Source organism: Paenibacillus sp. OK060 (assembly GCF_900101205.1).
GTDB classification, from domain to species: domain Bacteria; phylum Bacillota; class Bacilli; order Paenibacillales; family Paenibacillaceae; genus Paenibacillus; species Paenibacillus marchantiae.
Genome location: NZ_FNFR01000002.1, coordinates 1,099,032 through 1,112,463, shown reverse-complemented (window position 1 = coordinate 1,112,463; position 13,432 = coordinate 1,099,032). Strand labels below are relative to the sequence as shown.

Below are 13,432 nucleotides of genomic sequence, written 5' to 3'. Positions count from 1 at the left end.
ACGAGTCAAACACCCAGAAAAGTAAGGCTGTCTGACGTCTGGGTCTTTGGCGCGCATCATTCATTCGCGAGTACCACATCCGTAATAAGATTCATCTGAATGTCCCGAGTCCCACTCTCCATCAGCAGCTTAAGGGTACGGGCAGGGGAGTCCAATCGGAGCACCTGTCCGGTAAAGCGGATATCATCATGTTCATGGAACAGGGTGATGGTGACTGCATCCCCGAGCAGCATGGAGTTACTAAGCAAACGGGACATTTCTTCAGCTGCCTGGGCATCCAGGGATGGACGGGTACGGGGAGCAAGTTGCTCCTGATGAATGATGTAGGCTTCCCGGTGTTCGGGAAGCATCATGCGCGACGACTCAAAAATCCCGTTTTGCTGTAATTTTTTACTCATTTATAGTGACCTCCAATTTTATGAGAACGGTCCTGTGCCTGCGCAGACGAGCAGAGCGAGGAGGCCCGCATGATCGCGGTTTCTCCGAACTTGCGCTTGATGTCATCCGTGGCACGTTCCAGTTCTCTTTTGCGTTCACGGTCATCGAACCAGGACAGCTGTACTTCGGAATCGGGCACGAGTCCGGTCAATGACACGCTGATGCGGCGAATGGGTAATCCGTCCCAATGGCGCAGAAACAGAGCTGCCGCCGCATCGTATACTTCATCGGTGATGTTGGTAGGTTCATTCACCTTCATCTGGCGGGAGAAGCCGGTTGGACGATCGTAATCCTGCCCCCGACATCCTACAGAGACGACATTGCCCATGAGCGATTTGTCCCGGGAACGCCGGCTGACCAGCTCCGCCAGTTCGAGCAGCACCACTTTGATGTCTTCCCACGATTCATAGTCCCGAGGCAATGTCATCTGATGTCCAATGCCCTGCTGCTGGTGAGCATATGTCCCGGGTTTTACCGGAGAATCATCGATCCCGCGGGCAATACGCCACAGTACCTCACCATTTACACCCCAACGCTCTCTCAGCCGGGACAATGGAGTCTGCGCTAGATCCCCAATCGTATGAATCCCCATCTTATAGAGATGCTGCCCCATCCGGGAACCGACCATAAACATGTCTCGAACAGGCTTTTTCCACAATGTTGTCTGCACGTCCTTGCGGGGCAATGTATAGATGCCTCCGGGGACTTTTTTGGCATACAGGTCACAGGCCATCTTGCTGACAACCTTGGTGTCGCTGATGCCGACGCGGATATAGACGCCAGTCTCTTCCATTACCCTGTCCTGAATGCTGCGGGCAATCGTTTCAGGACTGCCGAACAGGTCTAAACTTCCGGTGACATCCAGGAACTGTTCGTCAATGCTATATGGTTCAACCAGATCGGTATAGGACTGAAGGATACGGGTAATGTGTAGGGAAACACGAATATATTCGGCCATCCGGGGACGAATGACGACAACATCGGGGCATTTGGCAAGAGCCTCACCCAGCCGTTCTGCTGTAGTAATCCCATAGGACTTGGCGAGTGGGCAGGCTGCCAGAATAATGCCTGAACGGCGTGCAGGATCTCCCGCAACAACAAGCGGACGGTCTCTGTATTCAGGATGTGCAGACTTCTCCACACTGGCATAAAATGACTGGCAATCGGCCAGCATAATGACACGTCCGTCTTTGCGGGGCATAGTACTTCTCTCCTTTTATTCATGATTCGGCTGCTTCTGTGCAGTGATGGGATTCATTCAGCCAACGTTATTTTACAGTTTATTTACAGTATGGAACAAGTGTTCCTGTTTTATAAGCATATCCGACAATGCCAGATGCGGCAACCGGAATTATTTTGCAAATTGGACACAATTATTGGATGGACCTATTAGAGTCAAAATTTAGGAAAAAAGATGTATTTTTTTACATTTCGTGTAAGAGATCCGTGACTTCCGGGTGATGACCGGGTGTTCATTGGGCTTTATGTAAAAGTAATATAAATGGGCACAGTCCTATAGGGGGGGACTGATGTCCTTTTTTCATTTTCTGTACTTTTCAGAAAACCTTGATAGGACGCGGGTTTTCAAGGATACGTTATCGGACTATAGTATCAATTTTGTAATCTTTATGGTTAATACTGTAAAAATGTCCGCAACTTTAAAATATCATTAGCGTTTAATGGGGTAAGCGTTCAAGCGGAAACAGATCTCGCAATCCGCGTTGCATATAACAATAACGGGTAGAGATGTGCGAGCCTGGAAGAACCTCAAACGGACGGTTAAAGTGGCATATATTCGTGTCCATGGGACATAAGAGCAAGAAGGGCTCATGGATGCTAGTTGATGGCGCATTTTACGAATTATGGGCAGAATGTTGCAGTTCACGTTTGCTTCCAACAGCCTAGTTACAAATGCAGAGTCTTAGAGCTATAGTGAGAACTACACCGCTGACATCTCTACCCAAAGCGGACATCCGATGCGGGATTTCCCGCAGACCTTCATGTCATTTAAGATCCGCAGATGAAGCAGGATGCATACTAGAGAGGTGAGCAATCAAGAGCCATGAGCAGACGAAGACGAAGACGTTGGTTGCTAACGATGCTGACAGGAGCGGCCGTAGTGACAGGCGGAATATTTGCCGGCTGGCACTATATGCAACCCCAGCTCGTTACGTACACAGCTGATAATGGCACGGAGATGAAATTCAAGACCGATGGAGACCGGTTCATGGAATATGGACCCGATGGCGCATGGCGGGAGATGTTCGTGAAAGGTGTGAACCTGGGTGCTACATCACCAGGACATTACCCGGGCGAATTTCCGTTGACCAAAGAGGATTACTTGAAGTGGTTCCAGCAGATTGAGGATCTGGGGGCCAATGTAATCCGGGTGTACACGGTACATGAGCCGATTTTTTATACCGCATTGGTTGAGTATAACCGTGGCCGGGAGCAACCGTTATATTTTATACAGGGCATATGGTCGCCGGAAGAAGAGTTGATCGAAAAGCAGGATGCCTATGCTGACCATATTGAGCAGACGTTCAAGCAGGAGATTGAAAAGGCGGTATCGGCTGTATATGGGGATGCAGACATTCCCGATAAACCGGGAGAGTCAAGCGGCAAATACAAGACGAATGCCGGGAAATATCTGATGGCTTGGCATGTGGGGACCGAGTGGGACCCTTCGATGGTGAACAACACGAATGAGAGCCATCCTGACGTGCCGCAGTACAAAGGCGTTCATTTTTCCGGGACGCAGGATGCATCACCGTTCGAAAATTGGCTGGCTGAGCTGCTGGACTATACCGCCGTATTGGAGAAGAAATACGGGTGGGAGCATCCAATGACCTTCACGAACTGGGTAACAACCGACGTGTTGGATCATCCGGGCGAGCCGCTGTTCGAAGAGGATTTGGTGAGTGTGGATGCGCGACATATTCAACCGGAAGAGTGGCAGGGCGGATATTTTGCAGCATACCATGTGTACCCTTATTACCCGGACTTGTTCCATACGGACCAGACACTCCAGACGATCAAGGATGAGAACGGCGAGTACAACACGTACAAAAGTTATCTGCGCAAGCTCAAAGCCGAGTTTTCCGATATGCCTGTAATGATTACTGAGTACGGTGTACCGTCTTCGCTTGGAATCTCCCATCTCGGTATGGGAGGTCGGGATCAGGGCGGACATAACGAGGTCGAGCAGGGCGAGATCGACGCATCGCTGACTCAGGATATTTATGATGAAGGGTATGCGGGAGCGATTTTGTTCATGTGGCAGGATGAGTGGTTCAAAAAAACCTGGAACACGATGCCGCTTGAAATTCCAGCTGATCGGCGCGCCTACTGGCTGAACGTGCTGACGAATGAGAAGATGTTCGGTCTGCTCGCCATGGACCCCGGTAAGCAGGAACAGCTGACCATCGACGGGAAACTGGATGACTGGAATACGCTGAAGAAGGAAGAGGTCACCGTCTGGCAAGGCAAGGTAGATGGCATCAAGGAAATGAAAATGACCCATGATGAAGCCTACCTGTACATTGGCATGACGCTGGATCAACCTTTTGACCCAGACCAGACCTTGCTGCGCATCGGAACGGATACGCTGGATGGCGGCAATCAGCCGGGTACGAGACTTCCGGATCGAACGCTGAGTGACGGACTCGAAACAGTGATTACATTGGGGCAGGATGATGAATCACAAGTGGAGATCGCCAAGGACTATGACTTTAACCAGCGTCTCTATGGCAAGGAAGGTTACGGGATGCTGCCCGAGGAGCAAGAAAATGCGGCAGATCCATTCCATCCATGGAACCTGGCGGTCAGCCTGCGGATGACTCCACCGGATACCCGGTCCGCCCAACCGTTCATGAACGAGAAGGTCGGTACATTGAAACGGGGAACGACAGCTCCAGATCAGTCCGATACGGATTCGTTAACCGCCTGGCAATATAACGGTAATCAGGTCGAGATGCGTATTCCATGGATGCTGCTTGGATTCGGTGACCCAAGTTCACTGCAAGCGATCAAGTATGGAGCGTTGAAAGGTGGACGAGAATTCGAAACGGTCGCTGTTAAAGGCGTGACCCTGGTTCCGTGGCTAATGGATCGTTCTACTGGAAATATCTCTTGGCCTGGTGGTGAACAGAAGACACTGGATGTGAAGACATTGCCTATATACAGCTGGCAGCCCTGGGAGCAGGTAAAGTACAGTGAACGACTGAAACTGAGCTACGAGGAAATGAAGAAACGGTATGAACAAATTCCAAGTTTTCAGACCGAATAAATGAGTATAAAGGAGGACCTTTTCACATGTTTCCGAATTTGGCTTTGGCTTATCTATTTCTATACATCTGTACGGCGCTCGTCGCTGTGGGTGTAATCCTGCTGTTTGCCATGAAAATGTCCCACAACGGCAAACGGCGCAAGATTGAGTTTTATAAATTAAAGCAGCGTGACTACTTTACGTATGTGCAGACGGCGCTGACAGAGGACAGTCCCCTGAGATTGCCACCTGGGAAGTTGGCCCCACTCGAGCGTCGGGTCATCCAGAGCAAACTTATTGAATGGATTGATCAGTTCAAGGGCGAGTATCGCAACAAATTAATTGTACTCTGCCGTGAAGCCGGATTTGTAGAGCATGATCTGAAGGAACTGAGTCGTATTCGTTACGGACGCCAGATTGATGCAGCTTATCGATTGGGCGGCATGCGTTGTCCAGAGGCCGTTCCAGGCTTGATGGAATTGCTTAAGGATGAAAAACCTGGTCCGATGGCAATTATGATTGGTCGTTCGATCGCAAGATGTACCATCCGTCAGGGTGAACTGAAAGATATGCTCGCGTTGCTGTTAACCAAAGGAAAATCGATTCATCATCTGGCAGCAGATATTTTGCTCGAAACCAGTCTGGAACCAAGCCGAATTCTGCTTGAGCTGCTGGAAGATCGCAATCCTGACTTTGTCAAAGTGGGATTGGTTGCGATGTGGGGACAAGCTGTACCCGAAGTGATGCCTGCACTCGACAGACTTGTTGGCGCAGAACATCAGGATGTACGGGCAGAAGCGGTGAAGCTATATCTTAGCGCAAGTCCGGCACTTCAGGACGAGACCATTCTGAAGCTCATGCAGGATTCGGACCCGGAGGTGCGTGCCGAAGTGGTGCAGGCGCTCGGTTCGAAACATGCGGCAGGCAGCATTCCACTGCTGCGCAAAGCGCTGCGTGATGAAGATTGGGGAGTACGCTATAACAGTGCGGAGAGCCTTGGCAAGCTGGGTGAACCGGGATTTGAAGCCTTGTGTCAGGCCGCTGTGGAGGGCACAGGTGCTGAACGGGAAATTGCAATGCAGCAGATTGAGAGTACGATGCAGCACTCAGGAACAGACCACAAAGCCGTTGACCAGATGATTGCACATAACAAAAAAAGGCTGCTGTATGATCGGTACTTCGGTCCCGTACGTGGGAACCGGATAACAAGCAAGAAACGTACAGGTGTGGCTGCGGTAGGAGGGGATTACACTGCTTAGAGATCTACTATTAATCTACGGCATGGTCGCAATTTATTATGTCGTTGCCGTAAATACGCTTTACTTTTCCATTCTGGCCCTATCATTCCGTAATATTTGGACGATCTTCAGGCGATCGCATTATTCCAAATACAATACGTTGTCAGGCTCGGAGCTGGTACCCTCGGTTTCCTTGCTGGTGCCCGCATATAACGAGGAACTGACGATTATTGAAAATGTGAACTGTCTGATGACGCTGAATTATCCAACGTATGAAGTCATCGTGGTGAATGATGGTTCAAGCGATACCACCCTGAAGGTGTTGCTGGAAGAATATCGTCTGAAGCCGGTACCCAACACGATGATTCGCGGCAAGATTTCCTGTCAGAAAATTCGCGGGATCTACCACAATCCGGAATTCCCCGACCTGTATGTCATCGACAAGGAAAACGGCGGTAAGGCCGATTCCCTCAATGCCGGAATCAACCTGTCTCATTATCCATTGATTTCTTCCATCGATGCTGACTCTTTGCTGGAGAAGGATGCCCTGATTCGTATGGCTCGCATGTATATGGAGAATCCGGAAGAGACGGTTGCTATTGGTGGGGATGTACGGATAGCCAACGGCTGCAAAATCGAGAATGGGGCAGTGCAGGACGTTTCACTGCCTCGCAAGATTTGGCCGATGTTCCAGTCCATCGAGTATCTCAAAGCCTTTCTCGGCGGACGGATCGGTTGGAGTCACATGAATGGTCTGATCATCGTCTCAGGTGCCTTTGGCATGTTCCGCAAGGATGCGGTTATTGCGGTTGGGGGATACCGGGACGGTTATCCGGGTGAAGACATGAACATTATCATCAAACTTCACCGTTATATGTTGGAGAATAAATTGAAATACCGCGTAGCCTTCTGCCCTGAAGCCGTGTGCTGGACACAGGCGCCGGATTCCTACCGGATCTTGTCCAGTCAGCGCAAACGCTGGGGACGTGGAAATCTGAAGAACATGATCGAGAATCGCGGCATGTTGTTCAACCCGAAATATAAAGTCATGGGCATGCTGACCATGCCGTACAACATTCTTTTTGAAGCGCTGAATCCGTATTTCCGCATTACCGGACTTCTCGCTCTCACGGGATATGTACTGATGGATATGACCCAGTGGCCGATACTTGTGCTCTTTGGATCGCTCAACATTGTGAGTGGTTATCTGCTCAGTGTGGGAGCCCTTGTGCTTGAGGAAATTGCATTCAAACGGTATAACAAGCTATCCGATCTGGTCAAAATGCTGTTCTACTCCGCTCTGAAATTCGTCGGCTATCATCAGCTCGGCGTGCTGTGGAGATTGCAGGGGCATATCCAGTTCATGCAAAACAACAACTCATGGGGTACCATGACACGCCAGAGCTGGTCCGAGGAAGAGAAGACAAGCGAGGCGGCCTAAGCACAGCGTAATCAAGGCAATACAGCAGAAACAATATAGATAACCGAGGGAGAAGGGTGGAAAAGAACATGCCAAATACGGCGACATTGCAGCGTGAGGCTGCCGTTAATGTGTACCGCAGTGTAGAACAGGGATTGAAAGAAACGGGTGCCGAAACATGCGGCTTAATGTTCATCCATTGTGCAGGGCAGTCTCAGCCGGAGCAGCAGGTCAGGACATATCTGGAGCAGACCAGTGAGTCTGCCTTCCAGGTCTGGCAGGATGGAGCCACACAGGCAATTGCTGTCCTGCTGCCAGAGTTAACGCTGGATGAGGTTCATTATGAGGGGCTTCGCATCAAGCATGAATTGCAGGAGACGGTACCTGGTGCCGATCCCCAAATCACGCTGGCAAGTTTCCCGGCAGGTGAACGTCCTTCAAAGGCAACCATTCAACATATGGCTGAGTCCGCCAAGCTGGTAGACCCGTCGGAGATTCATATCTACACGCTGGACAAGACGGCAGACGAGCCGGAACGAATTTTGATTGTGGATAACGATCCGACGGTACGCGAGTTTCTGCAATTGCGTCTGAAGATGCAGGGGTATGAAACCTATGAAGCGGTGGACGGACTGGCTGCACTGGAACTGATTGAAAAAATCACGCCTGATCTGGTGCTGACCGAATTGAACCTGTATGGCATTGATGGCCTGCCGTTCATTCAACATATCCAGAACCTGGATGTGGCTCAGCCGCCCAAAATCGTCGTATTAACGGAACAGCGTGTGGAACAAACGATCAGTCAATGCTTCCGCAGCGGAGTCGATGATTATATGACCAAACCGTTCTCACCTGTGGAGCTGGATGCCCGAATCAGGCGTTGCCTGCATTAAAAGCAACCACAAGTAAGCCAAGAGAAACAGATAGCCTTCATTAATCTTTATCAGACAAATAAGTACATCTACAGACAAACATCTATCAAATGGATTCGTCAATCAACCAAACAAATACACTGCCCGGAGGGAATATCATGGAGAATCAACAATTCCACACATTACTGAATGCGATCGAAAATAAAGAAGCGGTGCTCGGCGTGGTCGGGCTCGGTTACGTAGGATTACCACTTGCGGTGGAAATGGTCAATCAGGGTTTCACGGTAATCGGGATTGATCTGGATGCATCCAAAGTGGAGAGCATCTATCAGGGAGATTCCTATATTCACGATATTTCGTCCGAGGAATTGAAAAAAGTGATGCAAAGCGGCCGCTTCCAGCCTACAACGGATTACAGCATGCTGCGCGTGATCGATGCGTTGAGCATCTGCGTACCTACACCGCTTAGTGAAAATCAGGACCCGGATACGTCTTATATCGAGACGGTTGTGGATCAGATTAAACTGCACATGAAACCAGGCATGCTGATTACCTTGGAGAGCACCACTTATCCAGGTACAACCGAAGAGCTGATCCAGGATGAGCTGGACAAAATCGGACATGAAGCAGGCAAAGACTACTTCCTGTGCTTCTCGCCTGAACGTGTGGACCCGTCCAACGGACGATTCACTACTTTTAATACACCAAAAGTAATCGGGGGCACAACTGAAGCTTGCCTCAAACTGGGAACAGCGTTGTACAGCAAATACGTTGAAACAGTTGTACCTGTATCTTCGCCAAAAGTGGCTGAAATGTCCAAACTGCTGGAAAATACATTCCGCAGCGTAAACATTGCCTTTGTTAATGAAATGGCCATGATGTGTGACCGTATGGGCATCGATATCTGGGAAGTTATCGACGCAGCTGCGACGAAGCCGTTTGGCTTCATGCCTTTCTATCCGGGCCCTGGCATCGGCGGTCACTGCATCCCGCTTGATCCGATGTACCTGTCCTGGAAGGCTAAAGGATTCCGTTTCTACAGCAAGTTCATTGAGCTGGCACAATCCACCAATGACAATATGCCATATTATGTACTGAACAAAACATCAACCATTCTGAATGAGTACGCGAAATCGGTACGTAAATCCAACATTCTGTTGCTTGGTATGTCGTACAAACCGAATATTGCCGATTTGCGTGAATCTCCAGGACTGGAAATCTATGAACAGTTCAAGGAAGGTGGAGCCAATGTCAGCTATTATGATCCACATGCTGAATCGTTCCTGGACAAGCATGGCGAGACGGTATATAGCGAAGTGTTCAACTTGGAACAGTTCAAGAAGTACGACTGCATCGTGCTGATCACCAACCACAGCGATTTGCCTTACTTTGATATTGCCGAGATGGGCGTGCCGATTCTGGATACACGTAATGCGTTCAAAACGTATCCACATCCGCACATTTACAAGATTGGTCATTCGGTACAGCACCCTGTGCTTGAGCCAAGTGAAGCGTTGCTCGTCTGAGGAATATAACGAACAAGTGGGGCAAACTGTCGGTGAAGGCAAAATGGGCCATCTTGGCCCTGCTGTTCTGCCTGCTTCTTCTGCCCTGGCTACTCAAATGGTTTTCACATGAGGAACACAAAGCGACCTGGCTGTGGGACGCTTCCATTATTGCAGAGCAGACGCCTGAAATTATCTCCTTCTCCAAGGCGCAGGGCGTGAATACCATTTTCCTGCAAATTCAGGATGAGGTACCCGATGCGACATACCGCAAATTCATCGCGGCTGCGAGGCAGGCTGAGATCGAAGTACATGCCCTTAACGGTCATGCAGACTGGGCCTATACGGAGAAGCGGGAAGAGGGACTTGCGTTTATTGAAAAAGTACGGGCATATAATGCAGCTTCGGCCAAAAATGAACGCTTTGAGGGAATTCAGCTGGATGTTGAGCCTTATCAGCTAAAACGCTGGGAGAACGAGCAGAATAGCGTTATTGCGGAGTGGAGCGACAACATGAAGGCGTGGACCAAAGCTGGTAATGATGCCGGACTCTACATGAGTGCCGCAATCCCTTTCTGGCTGGATGCTCGCGAGTCGGCAGAAGGCGGAGGTACATTCAGCCGCTGGGTGATTGATCACTTTGATGCGGTAGCCATCATGGCCTATCGGGATCGTGGTCAGCAGATGTATGATCTGTCCAAGGAAGAGCTGGATGAAGCGGATGAGCTTGGCAAGAAGGTATGGGTTGGAGCCGAACTGGCTGATACGCATGAGGGCGATCATCTAACCTTTTTCAGCAAATCTATCACCAATATGGACGAAGAAATGAAGAAAGTGTTTGATCTCGGCGCTTCTCATTCATCTTTTGCAGGTGTTGCGGTGCATCATTATGAAGCATGGTATGCAAAGGAAAACGGAATTCCGCTGGCTCGAAAGAGCGAGGAGAAGAAGTAGCGGGTGTATATAATAGGTATATGCAGTTTAAGAAAGAGCACTGTAATATGTAATGAGGAAAAGGCAAGTCTCCGATCAAGGAGGCTTGCCTTTTTTTGCTATTCGTTAGCATGCGGATGGCGACAAATCAGCTTTTATTGTTCTCGGCCGTTCGATATCGGTTGGGTGGCAGACCCACCTGCTTTTTGAACGCTTTGGAGAAAGAAAACAGATCAGGGTAACCCACCGAATGCGCTACTTCAGTTAACGTTAACGGGGTCTGAACAAGCAACCGTTTGGCCTGATTCATTTTGAGACGTTGAATATACTGGACAGGAGACAGGCCGTAGGCTTTACGGAATTGTTTGGCAAAATGGGTCCGATCCACGCCAGCGTGAGAAGATACACCTTCCACGGTAATGCCGCCGGCAAAGTGAATATCCATGTACTCCTTGCCCTTTTGCAGCCAGGGTGTGGCAGAGTCTGGTTGAAGCACTCGGGTAGCAGGGGATTTGGCAATCCGGTCAAACAATCCGAGAAAACGGGTAAGTCGTCCCAGGTCGCTTGCGCCTCCCTGAGGTTTGCGAACCTCTTCCATAAAAGCACGCATGCCACTTGCCGTCTCCGGCGTGAGTACGCCTGAACGATGCGGCGCGTCTGGAGTAAGCCCGATTCGTGCCAAAAGTTCAGCTGCATGTTTTCCATCAAAGGCAATGAAAATTTTGTGCAAAGATTCCTTTGGGTCGGACCAGTACTCATGGGTAACCTGTGGATACAGGCAGAATGCATCGCGGGCACGCAGGGAATAACGATGTCCGTTCTGTATGAAAGTTCCCTCGCCCTCCAGAACAAAAATTAAATAATGAAAAGGCGTCGTTCGAGGGCCGATATGATAGTTGCTCTTGGCTATATTACGACCGATTCGAATCGGCCATGCTCCACCGGCTTTCTCGAATTCAGACGGAGTAAAAAAAATAATATCCAAAAACTCGTGGTGGTCCTCCTTCATGCTCTCGATCATCAGGAACACCTCTTTAATATAAGTATAGTTTGTAATCTCTGAAAGTTTCTCTTATAACCTATTATACAGGTGGGTTTTGTGAATATTCAAGATCGAGAAGACCTATTCCTGTGAATTCACCACAAAATGACAAAATAAAATGGCCGCGAAATGACATTGATCACAGACAAATCAATTGTTATGATGTCCATACCTATTAAACCAAGTTAATTAATCGGCATTTGGGAGTGCAGTAACTTATAAAATGATTAGAAATTAGGCGTACTTTAAAAATAAGGTTTAACGAGTGCGAACGTAGTGAAGGGGACGAAATCGATTCTGAAGAAGCAACGCGTTCACCTTTATCTCCGGATTTTCCCCTTTGAAAAGGAAATCAAAAAAATCTGGATATAACAGTGATCGAAAGAACGATTCGTAACCGGAACGGCCAATGTGCACAACACCGATCTTATTTTTAACATGAGACTTTATTTATAGAAGGGATTGACTTGCGTGAGCGAACAGGAAGAGATGAAGTTTGGTTGGTTTTTGCCTACAGCAGGAGACGGAAAATATGTAGGAGTTGCCCCGGAGCGGGAACCGAGTCTGGATTATTTGGTTCAAGTAGCGCAGACAGCGGAGACGGCAGGTTTTGAATTTGTATTGATTCCGACAGGGGGAGCCTGTCTGGATGCGTGGGTTGTGGGTTCGGCTGTCATGAGTCACACGAAAACACTGCGTCCACTTGTGGCCATTCGACCGGGTCTGGTCACCCCTGTATTGGCGGCGCGTATGGGAGCGGCACTGGATCAACTGTCTGGCGGTCGTGCCATGATCAATGTGGTGACAGGCAGTTCGGTTCGGGATTTGGAGGAACTGGGAGATCCACTGGCTCATGCCCATGATGAACGTTATGAACGGGCGAGCGAGTACATGGAAGTGATGAAGCGTTCATGGACACAATCGGCCGGGCTCAATCTGACCGAGTTTGCTGGAAGTGGTGCCATATCGAATCAGGAAGCATCCGAAGACAATTCGGAGTTTAACGGTAAGTATTATAATTTCAAAGGTCCGGTAGGCATGCCTGAAACGGTGCAAAATCCGTATCCGCCGTTCTACTTGGGTGGAAGTTCACCGATTGCGAAACGGGTCGCTGTTGAACACGCAGATACATTCCTCATGTGGGGCGAGCCGCATGACTGGATTCAGGAGCAGATCGAAGAAATTGAAGTCATTCGTGGACAGATCAAAGAGGAAACAGGACAAGATCGCCAGTTGCGTTACGGCATGCGGGCACAAGTACTCATCCGGGATACGGAAGAAGAAGCATGGGCGGCGGCTTGGGAGATTATTAGCAAAGTCCCACCAGAGGCCATCGAGAAAGCCAAGGCTATCTTTGCGGAGACGGATGCGACCAACCAACGCAGACAGAATGAGTTGCGGGAACTGTCCGAGAAGCAGCAGTTTGTCGTAGGTCCCAACCTGTGGACAGGTTTGTCCGTTGTACGTTCAGGCGGAGCGATCCTCATTGTCGGTACAGCGGAACAGGTCGCAGAACGATTGATGGAATATGGGGATCTGGGCGTGACCACATTTATATTGTCGGGATATCCGCATCTGGAAGAAGCCGAAATTTTCGGCCGCACGGTTATGCCGATTATTCGTGAGAAGTGGAAAACAAGACAGAAGCAACATTCAGTTACTACCAACTAAATAAGTTAACCTTTTTTACACGATAACGAAGCGTTCAAAACAAATCT

At 49.3% G+C, this 13,432-nt stretch carries 10 protein-coding genes; 7 read left to right on the top strand and 3 right to left on the bottom strand.

Going from position 1 to position 13,432, the window contains the following annotated elements; translation table 11 throughout:
• Positions 1-56 precede the first annotated feature (56 nt).
• Together BLS14_RS11320 and BLS14_RS11315 are read right to left on the bottom strand one after the other, a co-directional pair.
• Positions 57-398 (bottom strand): YolD-like family protein, encoded by a 342-nt coding sequence (locus tag BLS14_RS11320; protein WP_076288242.1) that lies wholly within the window; start codon positions 396-398, stop codon positions 57-59.
• Entirely contained in the window at positions 395-1,639 is a 1,245-nt protein-coding gene (locus BLS14_RS11315) for a DNA polymerase IV (protein WP_063565618.1), read from the bottom strand. The genes BLS14_RS11320 and BLS14_RS11315 overlap by 4 nt, the downstream gene beginning before the upstream one ends.
• An 861-nt stretch (positions 1,640-2,500) precedes the next feature.
• Here BLS14_RS11315 and BLS14_RS11310 point away from each other — a divergent pair.
• From BLS14_RS11310 to BLS14_RS11285, 6 genes are all read left to right on the top strand, one after another.
• Positions 2,501-4,726, top strand: a complete 2,226-nt coding sequence (locus BLS14_RS11310) for a hypothetical protein (RefSeq protein WP_090951587.1) — start codon at positions 2,501-2,503, stop codon at positions 4,724-4,726.
• Positions 4,727-4,752: 26 nt separating this feature from the next.
• Positions 4,753-5,964 (top strand): HEAT repeat domain-containing protein, encoded by a 1,212-nt coding sequence (locus tag BLS14_RS11305; RefSeq protein WP_090951584.1) that lies wholly within the window; start codon positions 4,753-4,755, stop codon positions 5,962-5,964.
• A 22-nt stretch (positions 5,965-5,986) separates the two neighbouring features.
• Complete coding sequence (locus tag BLS14_RS11300; protein ID WP_170867934.1) at positions 5,987-7,384, top strand: glycosyltransferase family 2 protein; 1,398 nt, start codon at positions 5,987-5,989, stop codon at positions 7,382-7,384.
• A gap of 68 nt (positions 7,385-7,452) precedes the next feature.
• Positions 7,453-8,256, top strand: coding sequence for a response regulator (locus BLS14_RS11295; protein WP_090951582.1), 804 nt, complete (start codon positions 7,453-7,455; stop codon positions 8,254-8,256).
• 137 nt (positions 8,257-8,393) lie between these two features.
• Positions 8,394-9,761, top strand: coding sequence for a nucleotide sugar dehydrogenase (locus BLS14_RS11290; protein ID WP_063565622.1), 1,368 nt, complete (start codon positions 8,394-8,396; stop codon positions 9,759-9,761).
• Between the two features lie 32 nt (positions 9,762-9,793).
• The gene (locus BLS14_RS11285) at positions 9,794-10,693 is read left to right on the top strand and encodes a hypothetical protein (protein WP_240321456.1); all 900 of its coding nucleotides are present in this window, start codon (positions 9,794-9,796) and stop codon (positions 10,691-10,693) included.
• A 127-nt stretch (positions 10,694-10,820) separates the two neighbouring features.
• On the opposite strand, the gene BLS14_RS11280 is transcribed toward BLS14_RS11285, so the two are convergent.
• The gene (locus tag BLS14_RS11280; RefSeq protein ID WP_063565624.1) at positions 10,821-11,693 is read right to left on the bottom strand and encodes a helix-turn-helix transcriptional regulator; all 873 of its coding nucleotides are present in this window, start codon (positions 11,691-11,693) and stop codon (positions 10,821-10,823) included.
• Positions 11,694-12,203: 510 nt separating this feature from the next.
• Between BLS14_RS11280 and BLS14_RS11275 the strand changes: the two genes are divergently transcribed.
• On the top strand, positions 12,204-13,385 hold the full coding sequence (locus BLS14_RS11275; protein WP_090951789.1) for an LLM class flavin-dependent oxidoreductase: 1,182 nt from the start codon (positions 12,204-12,206) through the stop codon (positions 13,383-13,385).
• The last annotated feature ends 47 nt before the right edge of the window (positions 13,386-13,432 follow it).